This is a genomic window from Pseudomonas sp. B21-028, from assembly GCF_024749045.1.
Classification (GTDB): domain Bacteria; phylum Pseudomonadota; class Gammaproteobacteria; order Pseudomonadales; family Pseudomonadaceae; genus Aquipseudomonas.
The window spans coordinates 2705454-2731210 of sequence record NZ_CP087184.1 but is presented as its reverse complement, the minus strand read 5'-3'; the positions used below and the strand labels follow the sequence as shown (position 1 = coordinate 2731210).

Here is a 25757-nt window from a genome sequence, read left to right as displayed (position 1 = left end):
CTCGCTATTTTCCAGGAGCCGTACCCATGCCCGCCGCCAAACTGTTAAGCGAACTCAAGTCCCTGGGCGTCGAACTCTGGCCCCAGGACGGACAATTGAAATTCCGCGCGCCCCAAGGCCTGCTCGATGCCACCCGCCTGGAGCAATTGCGCACCCACAAGCAACAGATCCTGGAGCTGCTGCACACCCAGGAACGCGCCCAGGTCGTCGCCGATGCAGGCAGCCGCCACGTGCCCTTCCCTCTGACCGACGTGCAAAATGCCTATTTGCTGGGCCGCCAATCATCTTTCGGCTACGGCAATGTCGCTTGTCACGGTTACCTGGAACTGAGCTGGCCGCGGCTTGACCCGCAGCGGGTGGAGCAGGCCTGGAACCGCCTGATCGCCCGCCACGACATGCTCCGCGCGGTGATCGCCAGCGAAGGCTCGCAACGGGTGCTGGCCGATGTTCCTCCCTACCGGGTGGCGGTGCAGGATTTGCGAGCCGCCACCGACGATGCGCGGCAACAGACCGTACGGCAGATCCGTCAGGCCATGGAGCAGAAGCTCTACCCCACCGAGCAATGGCCCCTGTTCGAGCTGCGCCTGAGTCGCAGCGACAGCGGTGACACCCTGCATTTCTCCATGGACTCGCTGATCGCCGACTGGGCCAGCGCGCAATTGCTGTTCAACGAACTGGAGCAACTGCTGCAAGACCCCGACACGCCTTTGCCGCCGCTGGACATCAGCTTTCGTGACTACCTGCTGGCCGAGCGCCGGTTGCTGGAAGGAAGTCGCCACCAGCGCGACCGTGCGTATTGGCTGAACCGGGTCGACGAATTGCCCGCCGCGCCACAATTGCCCGCGCCCCTGGCGACCGAGGACAGCACCACACCGTGTTTCCGCCGACACCGGGCGCGGCTCGACCGTCAGCAATGGACAGCTTTAAAAAGTGCCGCCAGCGACCACGGCCTGACGCCTTCGATCGTGGTACTCGCCGCCTACGTCGGCGTCCTGCAGCGCTGGAGCCAACAACCGGCTTTCAGCCTCAACCTGACCCTGCTCAACCGCCTGCCCCTGCACCCGCAGGTCGACCGGCTGGTGGGGGATTTCACCTCAGTCAGCCTGTTGCAGGTCAATGACCCGACCGGCCTGGATTTCACGGCGCAGGCGCGCCAGTTGGGAAGCCAACTGTTCGCCGACCTCGAACATCGGCTGTTCTCCGGGATTCAAGTGATGCGCGAAATCGGCCGTCGGCGTGGCCGGGAAGCGGCGGCCATGCCGGTGGTCTTCACCAGTGCCATTGGCCTGGCCATCGAGCTGCCCGCCGCCAGCCAGCGCCAAGTGGGCCATGGCATTACCCAGACCCCGCAAGTCACGCTGGACTGCCAAGTGATGGATGACAGCCACGGCCTGCACATTCATTGGGACGTGCGCCAGGGTGTGTTCCCCGACGGTTTGATCGACGACATGCTGCTGGCGTTCTCGACAGAGCTGCAACACCTGGCCAGCGATCCCGCCGCCTGGATACATCCGGTGCAGGTGCCCCTGCCGGCCTGGCAACAGCGCGAGCGCCTGGCGGCCAATGCCACGGCCGCGCCTATTCCCGAAGGTCGATTGCACGACAACCTGCTGGTCATGGCACGACAACGTCCAGACGCACTCGCCGTGATCGATGCCGAAGGGAGCCTGACTTACGCCGAGCTCGCCCGCCGCGCACTGGACGTCGCGGCCACCCTGCGCGAAGCCGGCTGCCGTTCGCAAGAACCGGTGGCGATTCTCATGCCCAAGGGCGCCGGGCAGGTGGTAGCGGCCTACGGTGTGTTGCTGGCGGGCGCCGCCTACCTGCCACTCGACAGCAGCGCCCCGGCCGCCCGCCGCGACCGGGTGTTGGCCAACGCCCAGGTGCGTCATGTGCTGGGCCTGTCCCATGCGCTGCCCCACACCGGGTTGCCCGAAGCGCTGCGCTGGCACTCGGTGGACCGGCTTCCACCCGCGGCGGCCACCTTCGAACCGGTCACCGGCAACCCCGACGACCTCGCCTACGTGATCTACACCTCAGGTTCCACCGGCGACCCCAAGGGGGTGATGATCAGTCACCGCGCGGCACTCAATACCGTGCAAGACATCAATCGACGCTTCCAGGTCGGCGCCGGCGACCGGGCACTGGGCCTGGCACAGCTGAGTTTCGACCTGTCGGTGTATGACCTGTTCGGTCCCCTGGCTGTCGGCGGCACCCTGGTATTGCCCGACCCGGCACGCGGTGCCGACCCGTCCCACTGGGCCGAACAGGTGCAGCGTCACCAAGTGACCCTGTGGAACTCCGTTCCCGCGCAACTGCACATGCTCGCCCACTACCTGCAAGCCGAGCCCCGGCCACTGGACAGCTTGCGTCTGGCCCTGCTGTCCGGCGACTGGATCCCGCTCAACCTGCCGCCACAACTGGGCCGGTTGCTTCCCGACCTGGCGCTGGTGAGCCTGGGTGGGGCCACGGAGGCGTCGATCTGGTCCAACGTGCATCCTATCGGCGCCATCGATCCGGCCTGGCGCAGCATTCCCTATGGCTTGCCCCTGGCCAACCAGGGTTTCCGCGTGCTCGACAGCCAGTGGCGCGATGTCCCGACCTGGGTACCGGGCGACCTGTACATCACGGGCATGGGCCTGGCTCTCGGCTACCTGGGCGACCAGGTCCTGAGCGACCAGCGTTTCTTCGCTCATCCACTCGACGGTCAGCGCCTGTATCGCACCGGCGATCGGGGCCGCTACCTGCCGGGGGGCGAGCTTGAATTCCTCGGTCGTGAAGACGGCCAGGTGAAAATTCGTGGGCATCGGATCGAGCTGGGGGAAATCGACGCGGCAATGCTCGCCCTTCCGGGAGTCGACAGCGCTGTCAGCCTGGTGGCGGGTGACGCCCAGGGAGAGCGTAGCCTGATAGCCTTCGTCACGGCGGCGCAAGGCGGCGAGTCCCGGCCAGTGGACGACACAGCCTTGCTCAAGGCAGTGAACCGCTACGCGGACAGCCAGGCCGGCACCTTCGAGGCCGAGCAGGTGCGCCAATACCAGTCCGATCTCGGCACGGCGGCATTGAGCGCCATGCTGGAGGTGATGCTCAAGGCCGGATTGTTCAGCGCCGATCAGGCTGAAGCCGATGCATCGACGATTCTTCAGGCCTTGCAGGTGGATCCGCGTCATCATTGGCTGCTGCGCCGCTGGCTGGGCGCCTTGTGTGACGCCGGGTGGCTGCAACAGGATCAATCGCGCTATCGCCTGTCGACCACGCCGGTGGAACCGGTGCTGGTATGGGGGCGTGTCGAACAGGCCGTTGCCGCGGGACTCTGCAGCCAGGCGCTGCTCGACTACCAGCTCGAGCATGTCCGTCAGTTGCCGCAACTGCTCAAGGGCGAAATCAATCCGTTCGACCTGCTGTTCCCCCGTGGCCAGCAGGATCTGGCGCTGCAGCTGTACGGCGGCGATGCCATCTCGCGCTACAACAACCACAGCATCGCGGCGCTGATCAATCGCCTGGCCACTCATTTCGACGGTGACGGCCCCCTGCGCATCCTGGAGATCGGTGCCGGTACCGGCGCCACCAGCGCACCGGTGATCGGGCTGCTCGACGGGCTGGACGTGGATTACCTGTTCACCGACATCACCGCGTTTTTCCTGCCGGCGGCGCGGCAGCGCTTCGCCAGACAACCCTGGGTCCGTTATGGATTGCTGGACATCGACCAGCCGATTCGCCCCCAGGGACTGGCCAGCAACAGCGTCGATATCGTCTTGTGCGCGGGCATGCTCAACAGCGTCAAGGACATCGACAAGGCCTTGGGCCAGATCATCGAATTGCTGAGTCCCGGCGGCTGGCTGGTGTTCAGCGAACCCACCGGCGAGTGGCCGCCGATCCTGTTGACCCAGGGCTTCATGATGACACCGGTGGGCAACGACCACGATCACGGCCACAGCGGCCTGAGTAGCGCGCAAACCTGGCAGGCACGGGTCAAGGCGCATGGCGGACAATGCCCGCTTGCCCTGCCCCAGGCCGATCATCCACTGGCCAACCTCGGCATGCAGGTCTTCGCCGCGCGCTTCAAGGGCGGTATGCAGCGCCTGAGTGTCGATGGCCTGCGCCGTACCCTGGCGCAACGCCTGCCGGAATACATGCTGCCGGCGCACCTGCAGGTGCTCGACCGGTTGCCATTGACCGCCAACGGCAAGGTCGACCGCAAGACCCTGGCCCAATGGCGCCCGACCGACGATGCCCTGTCCAACGGCGCCGATGACGAAGTCCCGACAGATCCGATGACCGCCGAACTGTGTCGGCTCTGGGCCGACGCCCTGGGGTTGGCGCGGATTGGCGCCGAGGACAATTTCTACGAGAAGGGCGCCGACTCGCTGATCCTGGCTCGGGTGGCGGGCCAACTGCGCGAGCAACTGCCCCAGGCTCAAGGCCTCGCCTACGACACCCTGCTACGTCAGATGTTCAACGAACCCAACGTCGCGGCGCTGGTGCGCCTGCTCGACCATGGCGAAGCGGCGTCCACCGCCACGAGCAACCCCGGCCAGTCCCAACGCTCGACCACCAGCAACGCCCTGGTCGTGCCGTTCGGTGGTGGCGACACGGGCCCGATACGGGTGATGTTCCATGCCGCCCTGGGCACCCTGGACTACTTCCAGCACCTGGGCCGCTCCCTGGCCGCGCAGCAGGCCGGCCCGGTGATCGGGTTTGCCGTGGCCGATACCGCGCAATACCTGGCGCTGGAACCCAAGCAACTGATCGAGCGCGTGGCCCAGGATTACACCGAACGCCTCATCGCCGACGGGCACCAGCGCTTTCAGCTGATCGGCTATTGCCTGGGTGGCCTGCTCGCCACAGAAGTTGCCCGACGCTTGCTCGAGCGCGGCCTCGAGGTGGTGGACCTGAGCCTGATCGACAGCATTCCGATGTTCATCGATACCGACGAAGAGCTGGCTTATGAGGCGATCTTCGTGCCCAACCTCAACCTCGATCCGGTGAAGACCGTGTTCGGCGAACACATCGAGGATTACGACGTGTACCGCGCCATCGAACTGCTGATGGCCCGTGACAATCGTCGTGTCCCCGCCGGCGCCATGGCGACCCTGGGCGGCGACCCGGGGTTGGAGGCGTTGGCGCTGGCCGTGCAGAAGCAGTCGGCCCGCAGCCAGGAAGAACGCCTGGCCGAATACGCGCGCCAGGCCGCCGGTCAGGCCGGGGTGCCCATCGGCCCCGAGCTGGTCCCGACCCTGTTCCGCGTATGCCGCCACAGCATGCGAGCGGCGCGGTTCGACCCAGCACCGTTCCTCGGCAACATGACCTACCTGCGTTGCCTGGAACAGCAGTCGTTCGGCATCACCGGCGGCGTCGGCCATCTGGCCGCGCCGTTCTGGGAGGACGCGTGCCTGGGGCAGTTCACCTTGATCGACGTGCCGGGCAACCACTTCAGCGTGATCGAACCACCCCACGTGCACACCGTTACCGCGCACCTGCTTGAGGCCCTACGGAAAAACTCATGACTAGTGCGCTGGAAACTCTCAAACGCCCGGTCAAGCGCCTGATCCGCCTCGGTGTACTGTTTGCCGCTGTCGGCGCGCTGGTCAACCTGGTGCCCTTTATCGGGCTGACCGAGCTGAGCCGGCTGCTGCTGGCGGGTACGACCGACAGCCAGGCGCTATGGCGCTGGGCGACGCTGGTGGTGCTGGCGCTGAGCCTGGGCTGGATGGCCAGCGGCGTGGCCCTTTGGCTGACCCACCTGGCGGATCACCGGTTGCAGGCCAGCCTGCGGGAGGCCATGGTCCGCAAACTGGGGCGCGTGCCTCTGGGCTGGTACACCGACACGACCTCCGGTGCCGTGCGCAAGATGGTGCAGGACGACCTGGAGGATCTGCACCACCTGGTCGCTCACCATGCCGTGGAGCAGACCGCCGCCATCGTCACGCCCCTGGCCGGGCTGATGTGGCTGGCCTGCCTGAACTGGCGTCTGGCGCTGCTGGCGGTGCTGACCCTGCCGATCTATGCGCTGGCGTACACCCTGATGATGCGCGGTTTCGGCGACAAGATGCAGTTGCTGGACAAGAGCATGACCCGGGTCAGCGCCGCCATCGTGGAATTCGTGCATGGCATCGCCGTGGTCAAGGCATTCGGCCGGGTCGGCCAGGCCCATCGCAGCTATCGACAGGCCGTCGACCAGTTCAGCGAGCAGTACGCTGGCTGGGTGCGTCCGTTGCTGCGCCTGGAAGCCTTTTCCTCCATGGCCCTGAGCGTGCCGGTGATTCTGCTGGTCAGCCTGGCGGTGGGCAGCCTGCTGCTGGAGCGAGGCTGGATCACGCCATTGCAGTTGTTCGCCGAAACCTTGGTGGCGGTGGTGATTCCGCAGTCGCTGCTGGTCATCAACCAGAGCCTCACCGCCCAACGCACCGCCATGGCCGCTGCCGGGCGGATCGAAGCCCTGCTCAACGTGCCCGAGCTCCCTGCGCCCGGGGTCTGCGCTCAGCCCGAAGGCAGCGACGTGACCTTCGAGCACGTTCAGTTCGGCTACGACCCCGCCCACCGGATTCTCGACGACATCTCGCTGCATTGCCCCGCCGGGACGGTCACGGCCCTGGTCGGGGCTTCCGGCGCCGGCAAATCGACCCTGGCCAAGCTGGTGCCGCGCTTTCACGACGTCGATGCCGGCCGCGTACTCGTGGGGGGTGTCGATGTGCGCCAGATCGAGCCGAGCCAGCTGTACCGACACGTTGGGTTCGTGCTGCAGGATGCCCAGCTCGTCCACGCAACGGTGGCCGACAACCTGCGCCTGGGTCGTCCCCAGGCCAGCGAAGAAGCCCTGCATGCCGCGGCCCGGTCGGCACAGATCCATCAACGCATCCTGGCCCTGCCCCGTGGCTATCAGTCGGTCATCGGTGAGGATGCGATGTTTTCCGGCGGTGAAGCGCAACGGCTGTCCATCGCCCGCACCCTGCTGGCCGACACACCGGTGCTGATCCTCGACGAAGCGACCGCCCACGCCGACCCCGAGTCCGAAGCGCTGATCCAGGACGCCCTGTCGGCCGTGGCCCAGGGCCGCACGGTGCTGGTGATTGCCCATCGTCTGGCAAGCATCAGTGGGGCCGACCGGATTGTCGTCCTCGACCAGGGCCGGGTCCTGGAAAGCGGCCACCATGAACACCTGCTGCAGGCCAATGGCGCCTATGCCCGACTGTGGCGCGCCAGCACCGAGACCACCGCCCCCGACCTGGAGATGTCCCTGTGATCCGTAGCCTCGTCACCTTACTGGGCCCGGCCCACGCCGCACGCCTGTACCGCTATCTGGTCTGGCTCGTGACCAGCGCCGTGCTGCAAGGCCTGGCCGTGGCGCTGCTGGTGCCGATCCTGCATGCGCTGTTCGTCGCGGACCTGCCCACTGCCTTGGCCTGGCTGGCGGGCCTGGCGGTCATGGCGGCCCTGGCCTGCTTCGCCCATTACCATCAGGCAATGAAGGGTTTTGCCCTGGCGCTGGTGGTGCTGACCACCCTGCATGATCGTCTCGGTCAGCACCTGGCGCGCCTGCCCCTGGGCTGGTTCAATTCGGAAAAAGTCGGCCGTCTGTCCCGCAGCGCCACCAGCGGCACCTTGATGGTCACCGGACTGTTTGCCCATTACCTGGGGCCGGTGGTGTCCGGCGTGGTCGTGCCGGCCACGGTGGCACTGACCCTGTTTGTCTTCGACTGGCGCCTTGGCCTGACGGCGGTGCTTTGCGCGCCGCTCATCTACATCACGCATCACTGGTCGGCCACCGCTATCGGCAACAACGACGAGCGCGTGGAGGCCGCCGCCACCCTGGCCGGTAACCGGGTCGTGGAGTTCGCTCGCTACCAGCAGGTGCTGCGGGCCTTTGGCCGGACCCAGAATGGATACGAACCGTTGCAGGCGGCCAATCGCATGCAGCAGCAGGCCGGCGGTTCGATGCTGTCCCAAACGTTTCCCCGGTTGCTGGCCGGTGGCTTGAGCGTGCAGATGGCGTTCGCGCTGCTGGTAGGCGTCGGCATTACCCTGGCAGTGCGTGGTGAGCTCGACCCGCTCCAGTTGGTGGCGCTGCTGGCCCTGGCGGCCAGGTTCGTCGGCCCGCTCGCCGAAGCCGCGGCCCGTAGCGGCTTGCTGCGCATGGCCGGCAACGACCTGCGGCAACTGGTGGATATCCTGCGGGAGTCGCCATTGCCGGAACCGGCCGCCAGCCAACCCCTGGTGGCCCACGGCAGCCTGGCCTTCGACCGGGTGAGCTTCGCCTACCCCGGCGGCCCGTCGGTTCTACAAGACCTGAGCTTTCACGTACCGGCCCGTTCGATGACCGCCATTGTCGGAGCTTCGGGTTCGGGCAAGACCACCGTGACCCGGTTGCTGATGCGCTTCTTCGATGTCACCGGCGGCAGCGTCAAGGTCGGTGGCGTGGATGTGCGCGAACTGTCCAACGAAGCGTTGATGGCCCAGATGGCGCTGGTGATGCAGGACGTCTACCTGTTCGACGACAGCCTCGAGGCCAACATCCGCGTAGGCAACCCGGACGCCAGCGCCCCGCAAATGGCGCACGCGGCCCGCCTGGCCGGTGTCGACGAAATTGTCGCGCGCCTGCCTCAGGGCTGGGCGACCCCGGTGGGTGAAGGTGGCGCGGCATTGTCCGGTGGCGAACGCCAGCGCGTGTCCCTGGCCAGGGCGCTGCTCAAGCGCGCGCCCATCGTCGTGCTCGACGAGGCGACCGCCGCCCTCGATCCACAGAACGAAGCCTATGTACAGACGGCCATTCGCACCCTGATGCACAGCTCGACGGTGCTGGTGATCGCTCATCGCTTACCCACCATCATGGCCGCCGATCAGATCCTGGTCCTGGATGAGGGGCGCCTGGTGGAGTCCGGCACCCATCGCCAGTTGCTGGATGCAAACGGTCGCTATGCCGGGTTCTGGCGCGATCGTCAGCGCGCCGGCGGCTGGCGGCTTAAGCCGCAGGTCCAACCATGCTGACCGCCGTGTTGGGCGCCAGTGGCGACGTCGGGTTGGCCAGCGTTCAAGCGCTGCTGGGCCTGGGCCTGGATACGTTGCGCCTGGGCGGCCGCGACGCCGCCAAGGGTGCCCGTTGCCTGGCAACCCTCCAGCAGCGATGGCCCGCCGCGCGCCTGCAATGGATGACGGTGGACTTCAACGATAGCCAGGCCATGACGCGGTTCACCGATGGCAGCGACGTGCTGCTCAATTGCGCCGGGCCATCCTGGCAGATGGGCGATCGGTGCGCGAAAGCGGCTCTGGTGGCCGACGCCCATTACGTCGATGCCGCCGGTGACCTCAGCCTCGACCCAGCGCCCTGGCGGACGCGTTGCGCCGTGCTCGGGGCCGGCCTGCAACCCGGTCTCACGGGCCTGTTGCCACGCTGGCTGGCCAAACGCGGGTTCACCCGCGTCCAATGCCTGCACAGCTACTTCGGGCTGCGGGATCAGTTCACCCTGGTGGCCGCCGATGACTTCCTGCAAGGCGCGATGGACGGTTCCAGTGAACCGCTGGCGGCGTGGCACAACGGACGACGCAGCCGAGCCCTGACCCGGCGCCGGGATGTGGTCATGCCAGGTTTCCCCGGCCTGGTGCAATTGCTGCCTTATCTCAATCGGGAAGGCGAGTGCCTGGCCAGGGATCTGCATCTGGAAACCGGCCAGTGGTTCAACGTGATCAACGAGGGCTACGTGCTCAAGGCGCTCGACCTCGCCCACGGGCTTCCCCGCGCCGAAGCGGCCCGGCGGCTACGGCAAGCCAGTCTGTTGGACCTCAGCGGCCAGGCCCCCTTCGTCACTCTGCTGCTGCAGCTCGACGGCTGGCGCGACGACCAGGCGACCACCCGCAGTGTGATGCTCGGCGGCTCGGGCAACGCCGCGCTGACCGGTGCGATGGCGGCCGCCACGGTGATCAGCGTGGCGCACGGCGAGATCGGCCCTGGCTGCCATTACGCCGCCGAAGCGCTGCCGCCCGTCATCAGTTTCGAACGCTTGCAATGCACCGGGGCCATCAGCGCCCTGAACGTGGTGCACGCCCCAATCGAACATTTGCTCCGTGCCGAGGAAGGCAGCCTATGAACACCGCGCTCGTGGAACTCGAACACCTGAGCCTGGGGGTCATGGCCCAGGTGCTGCTGGATGCCCAGGCCCTGCCGTTGCAGGCCAGGCGCGGTCACGCAGACGTCAACCAGGCCCTGGGTACCGCACCACGCCACGCATGGATTGTACGGCGCTGGCTGGCTGCGTTGTCCCGCGCCGGTCTGCTCGTTCAAGATGGCGAGGACCTGGCCTGGCACGGCACCCCGCCCCGAGCGGCGCTTGGCGAACTGCCACGGCTGTATGCCGCCCTCGGTTTTCCCGCCTGCATGGCTCCCCTGCACACAACGGTGATCGCCAACCTGCCCGGGCTGCTGCGCGATGAAATGGCCCTGGCGCCCTTGTTGTTCCAGGCTGCGGAACCGGTGGCGGTGCTAGGCGCCTATCAGCGCAACCATTTCACGGCGGCGATCAATGAAGCGTTGGCCGCACGGGTCTGCGAGGTCCGTGCCAGCGGTGGTGCGTTGCGAATACTGGAGCTCGGAGGCGGCGCCGGTTGCACCACGGACGCGGTATTGAAAGCGCTGGATGGCCAAGCGGCGGAGTATCGCTTCACGGACATCAGTCCGTTGTTCACTGTCGCTGCCCAGCGCCGGTTCCGGCTGGAACCGGGGATGACATTCGCCCTCCTCGACCTGGACCACCCTTTCGACGAACAAGGCATCGACGCCCACCGTTTCGATCTGGTGATCGCCGGCAACGTGTTGCACAACGCCCGGGATCTGCCCGGCAGCCTGACAAACATCCGGGCCTGCCTGCGGGACGGTGGGTCCTTGCTGTTCAGTGAATCCATCGCCGACAACCCGGCCATGCTGACCTTCATGCACCTGTTGCTGTCACCCGCTGCCCATGCGCCGCCACGCCCGACGGATGAGGTGTTTATCAGCCAGGAACAATGGCGAGGCGCCTTGAATGCCAGCGGTTTCGACTGGCTTCCGGCATGGCCCGCCGATCACCACCCCGTTGCAGCCGCCGGGCAACGCCTGTTTCACGCCGTAGGAACATCACGATGAAGCTGAAAATCGACACCTTGCTGGTCGACCTTCCCGACGATCAGGACCTCTGGCTGCTGCCGCCCTTCACCGACCTGGGCAATCACGCCCTGGCTCCGGCACGCCTGTTGGCCGTGCTGGAACGCCAACAGCCCCGGACCGTGCTGATGGCCGTCGAACAGCTCGAGCGATTGCTGGATTTCCCGGCACTGCCCTTGAGCGACCTGAGCCATCTGGAACAGTTGGTCTTTGTCACGCCCGCCGCAAAACCCGAGCATGGCTCGCTCGCCCGTCGAGCCTCGGCCCAGTTGGACTGCATCGTCCTGGGCTACACCCGGCAACGGGGTCAATGGCGGGACCTGCACAGCGTGGAGGTCGACAACGGACATCTGCGCCAACGCGCCCTCGACCATCACGCCGTCAGCGCCGTCGCGCTCCATGGCCAGACGCTGTTTGCGGTGCCACATCCCCCAGCAACGACACACGTGGTGGAGGATCACCTGGAGGCCACCGAAAAGGCCCTCGACCGGCACTTTGAAGCCCAACGGTTGACCGAGGCCGTGCGCCTGAGCAATGAGCTGGGCCAGGCCGCCCTGTTATCGATGCTTAACGGGCTGGACAGTTGCGGTCTGCTACCCATGCCCCTGGGCGATGTCGATCATGTCCTGGCCAGGGCCGGTATCGCTCCGGGCCATCGACCGTTGATCGTGCGCTGGCTCGACGTGCTCAAGCAGCAGGCCCTGTTGCGCAGCGACGCCACGCACCTGCATCCGACGCGCGACGCCAGTGCCTGGAGCCAGGAAACCCTGGACGGCATCTGGACGCGATTGGCCCGGGACTGGGTCTTCAACACCGGAGGCAGCGCAACCCTCGACTATGCCCGGGACAACGCTCGTCAACTGCGCGCGTTGATGCGCGGCGAATGCGCGGCCGTGCACCTGCTGTTTCCCGAGGGGCGTACCGAGCGTGCGGCGGCGCTGTACCGGGAAAGCCTTGCCGCGCAGTACCAGCATCGAGCCGTTGCACAGTGGGTGGGCGCCTGGGCCAGGCGCCAACCCACTGACGTGCCGTTGCGGATCCTTGAGGTGGGCGCCGGCACCGGCTCCACCACCCAGGCCGTATTACCGGCGTTGACCCATGCCTCGGTGGATTACCTGTGCACCGACGTCTCCCGCTACTTCAGCGAACAGGCCACCGAACGCTTGAAGAACTGGCCGTGGGTCCGCCACGGATTGTTCGACATCGACCGCCCGGCCTTGGCCCAGGGCTATCGCAGCCAGACCTGGGACCTGATCGTCGCCGGTGGTGTACTCAATGCCGCTCGCGACACAGAGCGCTCCCTCGCGACCCTGCTGGCGCTGCTCAAACCCGGTGGCTGGCTGGTGTTCAGCGAGCCGACGCAAGAGGAGTTCTGGGTCATGGCGTCCCAGGCTTTCATGCTCAACCAGGCCAGCGACGAGCGTCAGCTCAGCAGCAGCACCTTCCTCGACCTGGCGCAATGGCAAGCCGTGTTGAACCGGACCGGGTTCCTGGGCAACCGCAGCCTGCCCGCCGCCGGGCATCCACTGGCCAGCCTGGGTCACCGGGTGTTCGTCGCACAAGTGCCGGAACAACGCCTGAACCGCGAAGCGCTGGCGGCCCACCTCGAATACCCCGCCCAGGACATCGAACTCCCCGACCGTTTGCCCGACAGCGAATCGCTGACCCTCTGGACCCAACATTGTGCTGCCAAGGACCTGACATGATATTGCCCCTGCATGGAACCCACTCCCTCCGCGGCCTGCCGGTGATCCATCCATGAACCGGCTCGATGGACGTAAACGGGTGATCGTCGCCGGTACCGCGTTCGGCCGGATCTACCTGCAAGCCCTGGCCCGCGCCCAGGACCGCTATGAACTGGCGGGCATTCTGTCCCGGGGTAACGCGTACTCCCGGGCCTGCGCCCGACATTACGGCGTAGCCCTCTATGAAGATGCTGACCAGGTACCCGATGACATCGACATCGCCTGTGTAGTAGTACGTTCCGGGGCCACCGGGGGCGCGGGCTGCGAGCTGGCCCAAAGCCTGTTGCGCCGGGGCATCCACGTGTTGCAGGAACACCCGGTGCACTATCGGGAAATCGCCACGTGCATGCAGGCCGCGCGTCAGGGGCAGGCAGCGTATGCAGTCAATACGTTGTACCCGAACATCCTGGCGATCCGCCGATTCCTCGCCGTGGCCCAGTACCTGCGCGAACAGCAGGGATTGGTCTACATCGACGCCAGCTGTAACAGCCAGGTGGCGTATCCGTTGCTGGATATCCTCGGGCGCCTGGCGGGCGGCCTGCGGCCCTGGACGTTCGCGGCGCCGGCGGCCCCGGTCGGCGCACAGCCCTTCACCCGGCTGAACGCCAGCTTCAACGGAGTGCCCATCAGCCTGCGCATCCAGAACCAGGTGCACCCCCATGACCCGGACAACCATTCCTTCCTCCTGCACCGGATCGAAGTGGGTTGCGAAGCCGGCGTACTCAGCCTGGGCGACACCCACGGGCCGCTGCTGTGGAACCCACGCCTGCATGCACCACGAGACAGCACCGACCGGCTGATCATGGCCGGCCCCGGCAGCGAACGGCTGGCCGGACCGCCAATGACAATCCTCGATGGGCAGGTGCCAGGCAGCTATCACCAGGTGTTCAACCAGGTCTGGCCCGATGCGGTGATCGTCGGCCTCGATGCGCTGTGCAGCGATATCGAGCAACCCTCGCGACGCCCGCTTAGCGGCATGTGGGCTACCGAAGTGTCGATGGCCTGGCGCGAGATGAACACTGTCATCGGCATGCCCGAACTGATCCAGCCACCGATCCCTCGCGCCTTGCCCCTGGCCGAACTCCAGGCCTGCGTCGACGCCGTGCAACCTCCTCGCGGTGACGACACCGCCCAACTGTTGGGAGCCTTGTCCTTTTGAACGCTCAGTCTCCTTCGACCTGCAGCCACGTGCTGATCTGGGTCCGTGACTTGCACCAGGCGGTGACGAATTTCCGCGCCGCCGGATTCCAGGTCGACTACGCCACCGCCCAGGCCCGTGCGCAACACGCACATATCTGGTTCAGCCAGGGGCCGATCATCGAACTGCTGACAACGCCGCGCCACGCCTGGCTGTTCAAATGGCCGATCGACTGCCTGGCCGGCCGGGGCTCGGGGCGCCGTATGCTGCGTTGGGCCTCCAGTGGCGAAGGCTTTTGCGACCTGGCGCTGCTGTGCGACGACCAGGCCCTGGTGCCCAGGCTCAAGGGCCTGACGGCCTGCGGCGTGCAAATGGGCCGCACGGTGAACTGGCGTCGCACGTGTGAAAACGGCAGCCATACCCGTTTTCGTTTTGTGTACCCGCGTCACGATCACTTGCCATTCCTAGTGACGCCCTATCGCCCCAACCAGCATCCCGCGCAGAGGGTCCACCCCAATGGGGCCACGGGCCTGGCCTCGATTCACCTCGGCGTACACCCCGCCGATCACACCGCCATCAACCTGTTGGCCGGCGACGATCCGTTGTTGCGCATCCAGCCTGCCGAACAAACCGGCATACAAGCGGTTGAGATCGCCGGCCTCGCTCATCCACTGAATCTGCACGGCGCCCGCTTGCTGGGCTGCCCCGCCGCCCAAGGAGAATCCCATGCTTGAAGGATGCATCGACTGGCCCGAAGACTTCATCCGCCGCTATCGCGACCGCGGCTACTGGCAAGGCATGCCCCTGGGGCACCTGCTGCGACAGCAAGCGGAGCTGATCCCGGACAAGGAAGCGTTGGTGGACGGGCGCCGGCGCTGGAGCTACGCCGAACTCGACCGACGCGCCGACCAGCTCGCGGCGGGCCTGGCCGGGATGGGCATCGTTGCCGGTGAGCGGGTCCTGGTGCAGTTGCCCAATATCGCCGAGTTCTTCAGCCTGACATTCGCCCTGCTACGCCTGGGGGCCATTCCGGTATTCGCCTTGCCGGCGCACCGGGAACACGAACTGCTGCACCTGGCGCAATTGAGCGAGGCGGTCGCCTACGTCATTGTCGACCAACACCTGGGGTTTGATTACCGGCCACTGGCGCGCACCTTGCGCCAGCAGGCGCGTAGCCTGCGGCATGTCTGGGTAGTGGGCGCGGCGCAGGAGTTCGTCGCCCTGGACGATTGCATCGCCGTCCCGCGCCTGCTGCCTGCGCCGAGTGCTCGGGAGGTCGCGGTGCTGTTGTTGTCCGGCGGCACCACCGGCCTGCCGAAGCTGATTCCGCGCACCCACGACGACTATGCCTGCAATGCCCGGCTGGCTGCCCGCGCCTGTGGCTTCGATGACCAGACCCGCTACCTGGCGGCGCTGCCCGTGGCCCACAACTTCCCCCTGGCCTCTCCTGGCGCGCTGGGTGTGTTCAGCGTTGGCGGGACACTGGTGCTCTCACCGGAGCCCAGCCCGGATACAGCGTTCGAATTGATCGAACGCGAGCGGATCACCCATACCGCATTGATTCCGCCACTGGTGTTGCTGTGGCTGGAAATGGCGCAGTGGACCGCCAGCGACTTGAGCAGCCTGCAATGGCTACAGGTCGGCGGTGCCCGGCTCAAGGCCGAGATCGCCGCGCGCATTCGCCCGATGCTGGGTTGCGGTCTGCAACAGGTCTACGGAATGGCCGAAGGTTTGTTGTGCTTTACACCGCTGGACGATCCGCAAGACCGAGTCTTCCAGACTCAGGGTGTACCGATGACCGCCGACGATGAGATCCGCATCGTCGATGCCGATGACGTGCCGGTGGCCCCCGGTGAAATCGGCGAATTGCTGGTGCGCGGCCCCTACACCATCCGCGGCTACTACAACGCCGCCGAACAGAACTTGCGGGCCTTCACCGCCGACGGTTTCTACCGCAGCGGCGACCTGGTGCGACGCCTGCCCCAAGGCCACTTGATTGTCGAAGGGCGGACCAAGGACGTGATCAATCGGGGCGGCGAGAAAATCCCGGTAGAGGAAATCGAGAACCTGCTGCTGGGCCATCCGCAGATTCGCGATGTCGCCCTGGTGGCGCTGAGCGATGAACTGTTGGGCGAGCGCAGTTGCGCCTGTGTGCTGGTGCGGGACGAAGCCATCGAACTGGGTTCGGTCAACGCCTGGCTGCGAGCGCGCGGCCTGGCCGCCTTCAAGCTGCCGGATCGCTTGCAGGTCCTGAGCGAGTTCCCGCTGACCCGCCTGGGCAAAGTCAATCGCAAGGCCCTGGCCGAGCAGGTCATGGCGTCATGAGTGGCGAAGCCGATCTGTGGCTGCGCGCCCTTCGCCAGGGCACCCAGGCCAGGGTACGCCTGGTCTGCCTGCCGCATGCCGGTGGCAGCGCGAGCTTCTTTCGCCCCTGGCTGGCGCACCTGCCCGGCGATATAGACCTGTTGGCGGTGCAGTATCCCGGCCGTGAAGAGCGCTTCAAGGAGCCGCACATCACCTGTCTCAGTGCCCTGGCCGACGCTGTCGCTCAAGCGCTGATGGCGCTGCCCGCCAGGCCATCGCTGCTGTTCGGCCACAGCATGGGCGCGGCCATCGCCTATGAAGTGGCCCTGCGCCTGGAAACCGCCGGGCGCCGCGCCGCCCATGTCTTCGTATCGGCGCACCCACCGCCCCACCGGCAACCCGCCAGCGACCTGCACCGACAGGACGACGCCACGCTGATCGCCGACATCCTGCGCCAGGACGCGGATGCCGCCGGCCTGTGGGCCGATCCACAACTGCGCACGCTGTTCCTGCCCACCTTGCGCAGCGACTACCAAGCCATCGAAACCTGGCGCCCCAAGCGGCTGCAACCGCTGGCGTCACCCATCGACGTGTTGCTGGCAGAGGGTGACGAGGAAGTCAGTCTCGGGCAGGCGCAGGCCTGGGCGGACCTGACCTGCCACACGCCGAATATCCGCCTGTTCGACGGCGACCATTTCTATCTCAAGCAACAGCCGCGACACGTCATCAGCCACCTGTTGCAACGCTTCGCCCACCATCATGGAGCTTCGGCATGAAAACCCCGGAAAACTGCAGCGGCCTGGAAGACATCCGCCAGGCCATCGATACCCTTGACCAACGGATCGTCGACGCGTTGGGCTTGCGCATGCGGTACGTCAAGGCGGCTTCGGCCTTCAAGCCCGACCAGGCCAGTATCGCAGCTCCAGAGCGTGTCGCAGCGATGTTGCCCCAGCGCCGTCAATGGGCAGAAAACGTCGGGCTGGACGGCGAGTTCGTTGAAGGTTTGTTCAACCAGGTCATTCACTGGTACATCGCCGAACAAACTGCGTATTGGCTGCAGAAAAAGAGCAAGGTCCTATGAAAACGCCAGATTTCTCCAGCCTGGTTGCGTTGTTCCAGGAGGCTCGACGACTGGCGGAAATGAATCAGCGGCCAATCGTGGCGGTGAGTTCCAGCCCAGCGCCGACGCTGGATCCCTTGCGGCTCTATACGGCTCATCGCCAAGGCTTTTTCTGGTGTTCACGACAGCCGGACCTGACGCTGTTCGGCCTCGGTTGCGAGTGGCAAGCCGAGGCCTCGGGGAGCCAACGCATGGTCGAGATCAACCGGCAATGGACGACGCTCTGTGCCGACGCATTGATCGAAGGGCCGAACCCACCGCTGCTCCTCGGCGGCATGCGCTTCGATGAGCAACAGCCCACCGCGCCGCACTGGACCGCGTTCGCCGATGCCAGTTTTCACCTCGCTCACTGGCTGGTGAGCGAAGATGCCGGAGGTCGTTGGCTGCGCTGTCAACGGCGGGTCGAACCCGGCAGCGATCCCGTCGCGCTGGCACATGACAGTCTGGCCGCATACCAACAACTGGTCCGAGCCCTGCCCTCCCTTGTATCGACACCCGGGGTGATCGAACGCAATGCACTCCCGGCATCGCAGTGGCAGGCCAAGGTCGACAACGCCTTGCACGCCATCGATGGCGGCGAGCTGAGTAAAGTCGTATTGGCCCGGCATGTTGAATACCAGCTGGATGCGGCCTTCGACAGCGGTGCCGTGATGCTCAGGCTGCATGAGCAGCGCAGTCAATCGCATCTGTTCGCGGTGCACCGCGGCGACAGTTGTTTCATGGGGGCGACTCCGGAAAGGCTGCTCAGTAGCCAGGACGGCTGCCTGAGCACCCATGCACTGGCCGGTAGCACTCGCCGGGGGCTCACGCCCGATGAGGATCAAGCCTTAGGCGAGCGTCTGTTGGCAGACAAAAAGGAACGACTCGAACACCACCTGGTAGTACAAACCATCGCCCAAGGGTTAAACGCGCTAGTCACCGACCTGCAAGCCGCAGCCCACCCATGCCTGCTCAAATTGCCCACCGTGCAACACTTGAGCACGCCAATGAAGGCCCGGCTCAAAGAAGAGTACAGCCTGTTGGATGGCATCCAGGCCCTGCATCCCACCCCAGCCGTGGGAGGGTTGCCGAGGACGACAGCCTTGGACTTCATCCGCCGCAACGAAGGTTTCGACCGAGGCTGGTACGCAGCTCCCGTGGGTTGGCTGGACTCACAGGGTAATGGCGACTTCCTGGTGGCCCTGCGCTCCGCACTGCTCACCCCCAAACATTGTCACTTGTTCGCTGGCTGCGGAATCGTCCAAGGGTCCAGATCATCCGACGAGTACCAGGAAACCGAAATCAAGCTAGCCAGCATCGGGCGGGCGCTGCGACTCGCGAAGTGATGCGAGGTTTGTGACGACGCCTGTGGAGGCAAAAAAAAGCGAACCGATGAAGGCTCGCCAAAGAGGAAGACGTTTTCTTGATCGGAAAATTGAGTGAGGCGCACATCAATAGCGATGAACTGCTGGATCACCGCTGCGTTGGTTCGGATGCTCTGTTGTCAGTTTGACCGGACCCGATATCAGCGTGAAATGGACTGATGATCAAAACGTCCAGGCCAGCAGCAACTGGGCATACACGTTCCTCTGTGCTCCTCCCAACTGACTGCCGTTTTCCTCGGCACTGCGTTCGGGCTTGTACATCCCTACCAGGGGCAAGAGTGCCCAATGCGCGTCGATTGCCCATTCGGCGTAGAGGTCCAGCTCTCTGCCGTCCCGGTTGCCCAACCGGGTATCGAGTGTGTCAAAGCTATAGAGCAAGGCGCCGATATTCAGCGTATCGCTCACGGCAGCCTTGATGCCGATATGTTGCACGGCCACATTACTGTTGAAAGGGCCCGCATAATTGCCGGCCACCTCACCCTGGAACCAGGTACCCAATGCACGGCCGTTGCCGTAGAACAGCGGGTCGTAGCCTTCGGAAAATCGACTGTACCGGTAGTTGATGACGGGTTTTGCGGGGAGTTCGGCAAAGCTCCAGCCGGCTTCCATGTACCAGGCACTTTCATCCCCGGACGCTTTGTCTTCCCAGGCATGCTCGCCAGCAAGAAACAAGTTGGAAACACCCGCGTTACCCTGGGCCCTCAGGCTGGAGAGCTTCATACCCCGACGCTCGGGGTACAACTGCTCAGCCAGCCTGTCATCGGTATCGATAACCTTGATATGGGTCAGCCCGACCGTACCGGGGTCGCTCACATGCTCCAGGGTTGTGACCGCCAACTCGGGCTTGGCCTGCGCTGGATTATCCGACTTGAGCCACATCAGATCCCCACGCCAGCCTCGATCACCGCCCCAACGCACGATGGCTGTCTGGTCGAATGCTTTGCGACCGGTCAGGTAATACGCCCCGCCCCGATTGACTTCGCCATCCAGCAAGCCTTTTCCAAGGTTCAGCGCATCGCCGGACATCAGGAAACCGTCACCGATCACGACAGTCTGGCGTCCAAGGGACAGATCGAGGCCATCCTGGCCAAGCAACGGAAACAACGCCGCTGACTTCCAACCCAGATAGGCGTTTTCAAGCTTGGTGGTGCGTTCGTCGCCGAGGGTCCAGCCTGCTGCATCGCCATCGCCGAACGTGGCGGAACTGACCCAGTCGAGCCCGCCATAAAGCTGGCCGTAATTGTGGGTCGAATGCTTGAAATCCATCCCGTACTGCAAAACGGCTTCCTGCCAGTCGCTGCCGCCCGGTTTCCTGACGCCGGTTTGCCCGTAACTTTCGTCGCTATGGAATACCCCCACAGCGCCTTGCAGCTTGGCGTTGATCTGTGAGTCCGCGCTTTGGTACAGCGTTGCAGCTCCTGCCCAGGGAGACAGTACCCACAACAGGGACAGAGATGCCTTGAGTTGTTGTTTTCGCATCTGGTCGATCGCTCGCAAAAGTTGGAAGCGGCCCGCATGCGGGCCGAGAATCACGCCGGGATTTCACCCTCGGCATACATGTCAGCCACTATTCGCCATCCCTTGCCGGTCAGTTCCCAGACAAACAGACTCTTCATCAGGAACGGTTCACCATCGAACACCTGGACGGTCCAGGTGACCCAGGTGTAGGCCGCGAGCTCTCCCAGGGCGTGCAGCCGATCAATGCGGATCTGGACGCTCTCGGAGCCTGAAACAAGCCCTCGCAGCAGCTCGGTCAATGCCTCGTTACCGGTGTAGAGCGCGTCGGTTCCGGCACCGGTGATTTCGGTCGCATCGGTGTACAGCTCGTGCGTGATGCCCTCGGCGTCATCACGCCGCCATAGGTCTTCGAGCAGGTCCAGGCGCAATCGCAGCGCCGAATTCAAGGCAGCAGTCGTCATTGTCGAGTCCTTTTCAAGGTCGATTGGGTAGAGAAAGGCCCTTGAGGGGCCAGGGAAACAGGCCGTGCTTTAGCGTCGGCCGTTGGTGTAGCCGGCCAACTGGTGGCTGACCTTGCCCAGGGTGCAGATCAGGTTGCGCCAGTTGTCCTTGCCGACAATACGTGTGCGTGGAATCGCGCTCATGACATCCCAGTGCCTCGATCCCTGAGTCATGCCATCAGCCACCACCTGGCTGACCACATGGCTGGGGGTGACGCCAAAGCCGGAATAGCCCTGGACGAAGTAGGCATTGGGACGCCCCGCAAGCGTGCCGATCTGTGGAAACAGATTGGCCGTGCACTCCATGGGTCCACCCCAGGCAAGGTCGATCTTTACTTGCTCCAGATAAGGAAACACCTTGAGCATCAACCCGCGGTTCCAGGCCTTCAGGTCATTGGGGATGTATTCCAGCACCCGGGTCGCCGACCCGAACAGCAAGCGATTCTCGTTGGTCACCCGGTAATATTCGATCACCGGGCGAATATCGCTGAAGGCCCCCCGGATAGGGCTGATTTGCTCGATCACCGAGGTCGGCAAAGGCTCTGTCACCAGTTGAAAGGCATAGGTGCTGATCATGGTCTTGTGCAGCTGCGGTTCCAGGCGATCCAGGAAAGCACCACAAGACCAGAGGATCTTCCTGGCCCGGACCGAACCCTTGGCGGTACGCACGGTAATGGTGTCGCCGTAGGTCACCTCCAGCACCGGGGTGTTCTCGTATATTTTCCCACCCAGCCCAACCAACGCCTTGGCCGAACCCAGCAGCATGTTCAGCGAGTGGATGTGACCGTTGCCCATGTGCTTGAGAGCGCAGCTGTAGACGTCCGAACCCACGATATCCCTGACCGCCCTACCTTCCAGATATTCGATATCCTGATTCGGGCTCAGTTGCTTGAACTCCTTCTCCCAGGTCCGCAGCAGCTTGCCTTGGCGCTTGTTGAAACCCAGGTAGCCGTAACCGTGGCGAAAATCCGCATCGATAGCGTATTTCTCGATACGTGACTTGATGATCGTCGCACCCAGGTCGCTGATTTCAAAGATGGCTTGAAGTCCGGACTCACCGACGTCTTTGCGGATTTTTTCCAGGTCGTGACCGATACCGGCCATGACATGCCCACCGTTACGCCCGGAACCACCGAACCCCAGGTAACGGGCCTCCAGCAGCACGATGTCGGTCACTCCCCGCTCCGCCAGTTCCAGCGCGGTGTTCACGCCAGAGAATCCTCCGCCGATGACTAGCACTTCTGCTTCCAGGTCCTGCTCCAGGTCTGGAAACTTGAGGTCATACTTGCGCGTGGCGGTGTAATAGGTCGTAGGATTTTCAACGGACAGCATGAGCCTTCACCTTATTGTTATGCGGGCGATCATTGTGAAACGACGTTGCGATTGGCAGCGCGATCCTGCAGTTGGCGAATGGCATAGAGCACCAGGGACAGCAGCAAGATGCCGATTCCGCTGAGCACCTCCTTCAGCCCGCCATAACCGGCCAATTCCGCCGAGGCCGTTCCGACCAACACCACTGCGCCGGTGAAGAGGGTCAGTAGCCAGGCAATAGGCACCCAGCCCTTGCCCAATCTGACCGGGCGAGGCATCTCGGGCGCATCCCGACGCAAGAGCAGGAACCCCGAGAGCGCGAAGAAAATAGCGACCAGATAGCCAATGTTGGCGGTTACCAGCATGGCCAGCGGAGAAGACAGCAGGAAGATCATGCCCAGATTCAGCACGACGGCCACGGTCATGCACCGCCCAGGCACCTGATGTTTGTTGAGCACGCCCAGCTGACGAACAGTCAGGCCCTCCAGCGCCATGCCGTAGAGCGCCCGTGAACCGTCCGCCAAGGCCGCGTTCAGCCCCATGAACAACCCCACCAGCAGCGTGGCGACGAAGAAGCTGCTATAGCCAGTACCCAGCATCGCGTTGAACGCATCAATGTAGAAGCCACTGGGATTGCTCATCGCGGCCTCGCTGTCGACCATGCCACCCAGGCCGAATGCGACCGCAGCGAAGACGGCAACGGTATAGCCACCCGAGGTGAGCAGGGCCAGACGCATGTCACGTTGGCTGCGATATTCGGGGCCGAAGGCCGCGCACATCTCGGTGCCGTAGGCGCTCCAACTGACCAGGAACAACCAGACCATGGCCGTGCGCAGACCACCCCAACCAAAATCCCCAGGCTCGACCAGCGCATTGCGAAAGTGCTCGAAACTCCAGCTATCTCCCAACAGCGGAGCCACTGCCAACACCAGAATCGGGATCAACAGCAGCAAGCCCATGTATTTGGAGGCGCTGGCGGCCATATGGACGCCCAGTCGATTGAACTGCCAGAAGATCAACAACAGGCCGGCGCCTATCAGCTGAGGCAATCCCACAGTAAGAGGCCCGGCAGAGAATGACCAATCCTGCCCGGCGAACCATTGCGCCTGGATCAGCGAGCCCGCACTGACACTGACGATCGACAGCACGGCTGACCAGCCCAGCCAGTAGCCGAATGAGGCCAAGGGGCCGACAAGCTTGCAGCGCTGGCGCCAGCCTTCGGTGGCGATCATTGCGATGCCGCCCGGCTTGTCGGGAAACATCGACGAGACTTCGAGAAAAATCCAGTTCTGACAGGCGCCGATGGCCGCCGAGCCCACCCACAGTAGTAGCGCGTACACAGGCCCCAGCACGCCCAGTGCGAAACCGAAGGAGGCGAAAATTGAGCCGGAGACGGCCATTGATAACGCGAAGGCATCTGTCCAGCGCAAGGTCTTTTGCAGATGCTGATTGTTATTGTTGTTGTCCACGAAAGGACTCCGCACGTTTGAGTGTTGAGCCTTCATTAAACGCCTGTCGCCGGCCAACCGGCCATGACCCAGAATGCAAGCAGATGGTCATGAGCGCCACCGCTGGTCCAAGACAGATTGAAATTTAGTTAATATGTTATGAATATCGAAGTTCGTTGCCCCATCCAGAATAATAACGCCAGCGTGACTGGCAAGAGGTAGCCGATGAATACCGCCTGTCACCCGACCAATCTGTTCCTGGGTCACCAAGGCTTCGAGGCCTGGCATGGAGACCTCTCGGCCAACTGCGGGACATTTCATGTAGAGCCGCCCCTGCAAAGCGGTATCGAAGAGTTCCGCGGTGCCGTAACCCCCGTGGATGATGAACACAGCTTGGTCAAAGGCGCGCGGATCATCAGCAATTGCCGCCAGGTACATCGATCACAGCGCGACATTCGCCAGGACGACAAGGATTTTTTCTTCCTGGTCATGCAGCTGGATGGGCAGGCGATCGCCTGCCAGCCCGGTACGCAAACCGTCCTGCGCCGTGGTGACCTGGTACTGCTGGATGTAAGCCAGCCCTGCGACTTTCGATTCGAGGGCTGGAGCGACCAGGTTTCGGTGATCCTGCCACGTAAATCCGTGCTCCAGCGCTTCCGGGAACATCAGTTGCAGATCAACCATCGTATCGACGCAGCGTCGCCGATAGGACGCATGAGCGGCCTGCTGTTGCAACAACTGATCGGCAATCCCGGCATGTCAGAACCAGAGACCCGGGCAACGCTGGAGGCGATCATCACCCTGCTGCGTCCAGCCATAGGCAATGCCGGCGGCCAACCCACCTCACCCCGGGCCGACACCGCTACATTGCTCAAGGCCAAGGCCCTCATCGACCGCCATCTGATGCAAGAGAACCTGACGCCCGAGTACCTTGCCTCGATGCTGGGGGTTTCGCTACGCAACCTGCATCGCACATTTTCACAAGGTGATATGACGGTGAGCCGCTACATCCTCGAACGACGCCTGCAGCATTGCGCAGAGCAGATCAAGCAAAGCGATACCAAGATCATGAGCATCGCTTTATCGAGCGGCTTCAAGGATTTCAGTCATTTCTCCCGAGCGTTCAAACGGCATTTTGGCTCATCTCCCAGTGATTATCGTCACCAGCCATACGCTTAGCCTCCATTGCTGTCATGTCCTGACAATTGGCGAGCATGAAGCTCAACAACAACGTTTCCTTGAGCGGAAAGTTGAGTGAGGCGCACATCAATAGCGATGAACTGCTGGATCACCGCTGCGTTCGTTCGGATGTGATTGCTCAAACGCTCCGTTGTCAGTTTTCCAGCGCCGGCAATGGCCATCGGCAACATCAACTGATCCGCCAGGCGATTGCCAACCGCTGTGTTTGACTGGGCCCACGCCGTGAACTCGTCTATCGCCACGTCAGCGACTTGCTCTGCGCGTACGCGCTCTTGCCCAATGCTCGCGAACACCTCGGTAACGCCGGCTCTGGTGGCAGTGATCGATACCACATTGCCGGGGCCCGCCTGGTCACCCAGATCAGTAACCGACAGGTCGCGTCGTTCAATCTTCAACCTTGCCGAGAGTCGATCGAGTTCGCGATTCCCGATCGAGACAGGAATGCCCGAAACCAGCGCTTCAGCCGAAACGATGGTGACGGGTTCCCGCTCGCCGTCCAGCACCAATGGTTCAAGCGTCGATGGTCGAATGGTCGCTTCGATCACGCCACCTCCGCAGGGGACAAAACCATGACGCAGCAGCGACAATTCCAGCTGTGCCCCCATACGCCGTATCAATGGCAGCCACGCCTGTTCTATGAAATCGAAAGGCGGAGCCGCCGGATTATGAGTTCCGCCGGTAATCCGGACGGTACTCGGTCCCGTTGCCTGCAACAGCGCCGGCAACAGGGTCTGCAATACCAGTATCGTGCTGCCCGCCGTGCCGATCGCGAATGAATAATCCCCTGCCTTTACGGTCCCGGGACGGAATTCGATAGCGGTCGAATTGAGTTCCGCTCCAAGGATTCTAGCGCCGCAAATCTCAGCCGCCGCTCGTACTGCGGTCAGGTGCTGGCGCAACAGACCGGGACGGGAGCGCTTGCCGCGTATACCTGTCATCCGGAATGCCCGGCCGGTGATCATGGAAAGGCTGAGGGCAGTACGAAGCACCTGCCCTCCTCCGTCGGTGCCGTCGATGAGAATCAGATCCTGGCCCATC

Annotated in this window: 18 protein-coding genes; 13 read left to right on the top strand and 5 right to left on the bottom strand. The window is 64.0% G+C overall.

Annotated elements, in window-relative coordinates:
- Nucleotides 1-26: 26 nt before the first annotated feature.
- Genes LOY35_RS12250 through LOY35_RS12195 form a run of 12 tightly spaced genes read left to right on the top strand, consistent with a single transcriptional unit; the run spans nucleotide 27 to nucleotide 18763 of the window.
- A complete protein-coding gene (locus LOY35_RS12250; protein ID WP_258632806.1) occupies nucleotides 27-5507 on the top strand; it encodes a non-ribosomal peptide synthetase in 5481 nt (1826 codons plus the stop codon).
- Entirely contained in the window at nucleotides 5504-7243 is a 1740-nt protein-coding gene (locus LOY35_RS12245; RefSeq protein ID WP_258632805.1) for an ABC transporter ATP-binding protein, read from the top strand. Before LOY35_RS12250 ends, LOY35_RS12245 begins: the two co-directional genes overlap by 4 nt.
- Nucleotides 7240-8985, top strand: a complete 1746-nt coding sequence (locus tag LOY35_RS12240) for an ABC transporter ATP-binding protein (RefSeq protein WP_258632803.1) — start codon at nucleotides 7240-7242, stop codon at nucleotides 8983-8985. The genes LOY35_RS12245 and LOY35_RS12240 overlap by 4 nt, the downstream gene beginning before the upstream one ends.
- A complete protein-coding gene (locus tag LOY35_RS12235; RefSeq protein ID WP_258632802.1) occupies nucleotides 8979-10082 on the top strand; it encodes a saccharopine dehydrogenase in 1104 nt (367 codons plus the stop codon). The genes LOY35_RS12240 and LOY35_RS12235 overlap by 7 nt, the downstream gene beginning before the upstream one ends.
- A complete protein-coding gene (locus tag LOY35_RS12230) occupies nucleotides 10079-11113 on the top strand; it encodes a class I SAM-dependent methyltransferase (RefSeq protein ID WP_258632801.1) in 1035 nt (344 codons plus the stop codon). The genes LOY35_RS12235 and LOY35_RS12230 overlap by 4 nt, the downstream gene beginning before the upstream one ends.
- Nucleotides 11110-12837 carry a class I SAM-dependent methyltransferase gene (locus LOY35_RS12225; RefSeq protein WP_258632799.1) on the top strand — a complete coding sequence of 576 codons (1728 nt, stop codon included), beginning with the start codon at nucleotides 11110-11112 and terminating at the stop codon, nucleotides 12835-12837. Before LOY35_RS12230 ends, LOY35_RS12225 begins: the two co-directional genes overlap by 4 nt.
- A gap of 52 nt (nucleotides 12838-12889) precedes the next feature.
- Entirely contained in the window at nucleotides 12890-14035 is a 1146-nt protein-coding gene (locus tag LOY35_RS12220) for a Gfo/Idh/MocA family oxidoreductase (RefSeq protein WP_258632797.1), read from the top strand.
- A complete protein-coding gene (locus tag LOY35_RS12215; RefSeq protein ID WP_258632795.1) occupies nucleotides 14032-14748 on the top strand; it encodes a VOC family protein in 717 nt (238 codons plus the stop codon). The genes LOY35_RS12220 and LOY35_RS12215 overlap by 4 nt, the downstream gene beginning before the upstream one ends.
- Nucleotides 14741-16339: a (2,3-dihydroxybenzoyl)adenylate synthase gene (locus LOY35_RS12210; protein ID WP_258632793.1), complete on the top strand. Its 1599-nt coding sequence runs from the start codon at nucleotides 14741-14743 to the stop codon at nucleotides 16337-16339. Before LOY35_RS12215 ends, LOY35_RS12210 begins: the two co-directional genes overlap by 8 nt.
- Nucleotides 16336-17094, top strand: coding sequence for a thioesterase II family protein (locus LOY35_RS12205; protein WP_258632791.1), 759 nt, complete (start codon nucleotides 16336-16338; stop codon nucleotides 17092-17094). Before LOY35_RS12210 ends, LOY35_RS12205 begins: the two co-directional genes overlap by 4 nt.
- Complete coding sequence (locus LOY35_RS12200; RefSeq protein WP_258632789.1) at nucleotides 17091-17399, top strand: isochorismate lyase; 309 nt, start codon at nucleotides 17091-17093, stop codon at nucleotides 17397-17399. The genes LOY35_RS12205 and LOY35_RS12200 overlap by 4 nt, the downstream gene beginning before the upstream one ends.
- Nucleotides 17396-18763 carry an isochorismate synthase gene (locus tag LOY35_RS12195; protein ID WP_258632787.1) on the top strand — a complete coding sequence of 456 codons (1368 nt, stop codon included), beginning with the start codon at nucleotides 17396-17398 and terminating at the stop codon, nucleotides 18761-18763. The genes LOY35_RS12200 and LOY35_RS12195 overlap by 4 nt, the downstream gene beginning before the upstream one ends.
- A gap of 201 nt (nucleotides 18764-18964) precedes the next feature.
- Here LOY35_RS12195 and LOY35_RS12190 read toward each other — a convergent pair whose 3' ends face one another.
- The 4 genes from LOY35_RS12190 to LOY35_RS12175 form a co-directional block, all read right to left on the bottom strand.
- Nucleotides 18965-20281 (bottom strand): alginate export family protein, encoded by a 1317-nt coding sequence (locus LOY35_RS12190; RefSeq protein WP_258632786.1) that lies wholly within the window; start codon nucleotides 20279-20281, stop codon nucleotides 18965-18967.
- Between the two features lie 50 nt (nucleotides 20282-20331).
- A complete protein-coding gene (locus LOY35_RS12185) occupies nucleotides 20332-20721 on the bottom strand; it encodes a nuclear transport factor 2 family protein (RefSeq protein ID WP_258632785.1) in 390 nt (129 codons plus the stop codon).
- 69 nt (nucleotides 20722-20790) lie between these two features.
- A complete protein-coding gene (locus tag LOY35_RS12180) occupies nucleotides 20791-22092 on the bottom strand; it encodes an FAD-binding oxidoreductase (protein ID WP_258632783.1) in 1302 nt (433 codons plus the stop codon).
- Between the two features lie 29 nt (nucleotides 22093-22121).
- A complete protein-coding gene (locus LOY35_RS12175) occupies nucleotides 22122-23540 on the bottom strand; it encodes an APC family permease (protein WP_258632781.1) in 1419 nt (472 codons plus the stop codon).
- A gap of 204 nt (nucleotides 23541-23744) precedes the next feature.
- On the opposite strand from LOY35_RS12175, the gene feaR reads away from it, so the two are divergent.
- Nucleotides 23745-24698: a transcriptional regulator FeaR gene (feaR, locus tag LOY35_RS12170; RefSeq protein ID WP_258632779.1), complete on the top strand. Its 954-nt coding sequence runs from the start codon at nucleotides 23745-23747 to the stop codon at nucleotides 24696-24698.
- On the opposite strand, the gene rtcA is transcribed toward feaR, so the two are convergent.
- Nucleotides 24695-25756 (bottom strand): RNA 3'-terminal phosphate cyclase, encoded by a 1062-nt coding sequence (gene rtcA / locus LOY35_RS12165; RefSeq protein WP_258632778.1) that lies wholly within the window; start codon nucleotides 25754-25756, stop codon nucleotides 24695-24697. The genes feaR and rtcA overlap by 4 nt on opposite strands.
- Between the last annotated feature and the right edge of the window lies 1 nt (nucleotide 25757).

Excerpts from the sequence above, each read along its gene's own strand:
- LOY35_RS12245 (WP_258632805.1), top strand. The coding sequence starts at position 5,504 with ATGACTAGTGCGCTGGAAACTCTCAAACGCCCGGTCAAGCGCCTGATC.
- LOY35_RS12225 (WP_258632799.1), top strand. The coding sequence starts at position 11,110 with ATGAAGCTGAAAATCGACACCTTGCTGGTCGACCTTCCCGACGATCAG.
- feaR (WP_258632779.1), top strand. The coding sequence starts at position 23,745 with ATGAATACCGCCTGTCACCCGACCAATCTGTTCCTGGGTCACCAAGGC.
- LOY35_RS12205 (WP_258632791.1), top strand. The coding sequence starts at position 16,336 with ATGAGTGGCGAAGCCGATCTGTGGCTGCGCGCCCTTCGCCAGGGCACC.
- LOY35_RS12220 (WP_258632797.1), top strand. The coding sequence starts at position 12,890 with ATGAACCGGCTCGATGGACGTAAACGGGTGATCGTCGCCGGTACCGCG.
- LOY35_RS12190 (WP_258632786.1), bottom strand. The coding sequence starts at position 20,281 with ATGCGAAAACAACAACTCAAGGCATCTCTGTCCCTGTTGTGGGTACTG.
- LOY35_RS12195 (WP_258632787.1), top strand. The coding sequence starts at position 17,396 with ATGAAAACGCCAGATTTCTCCAGCCTGGTTGCGTTGTTCCAGGAGGCT.
- LOY35_RS12210 (WP_258632793.1), top strand. The coding sequence starts at position 14,741 with ATGCTTGAAGGATGCATCGACTGGCCCGAAGACTTCATCCGCCGCTAT.
- LOY35_RS12250 (WP_258632806.1), top strand. The coding sequence starts at position 27 with ATGCCCGCCGCCAAACTGTTAAGCGAACTCAAGTCCCTGGGCGTCGAA.
- rtcA (WP_258632778.1), bottom strand. The coding sequence starts at position 25,756 with ATGGGCCAGGATCTGATTCTCATCGACGGCACCGACGGAGGAGGGCAG.
- LOY35_RS12185 (WP_258632785.1), bottom strand. The coding sequence starts at position 20,721 with ATGACGACTGCTGCCTTGAATTCGGCGCTGCGATTGCGCCTGGACCTG.
- LOY35_RS12200 (WP_258632789.1), top strand. The coding sequence starts at position 17,091 with ATGAAAACCCCGGAAAACTGCAGCGGCCTGGAAGACATCCGCCAGGCC.
- LOY35_RS12235 (WP_258632802.1), top strand. The coding sequence starts at position 8,979 with ATGCTGACCGCCGTGTTGGGCGCCAGTGGCGACGTCGGGTTGGCCAGC.
- LOY35_RS12230 (WP_258632801.1), top strand. The coding sequence starts at position 10,079 with ATGAACACCGCGCTCGTGGAACTCGAACACCTGAGCCTGGGGGTCATG.
- LOY35_RS12180 (WP_258632783.1), bottom strand. The coding sequence starts at position 22,092 with ATGCTGTCCGTTGAAAATCCTACGACCTATTACACCGCCACGCGCAAG.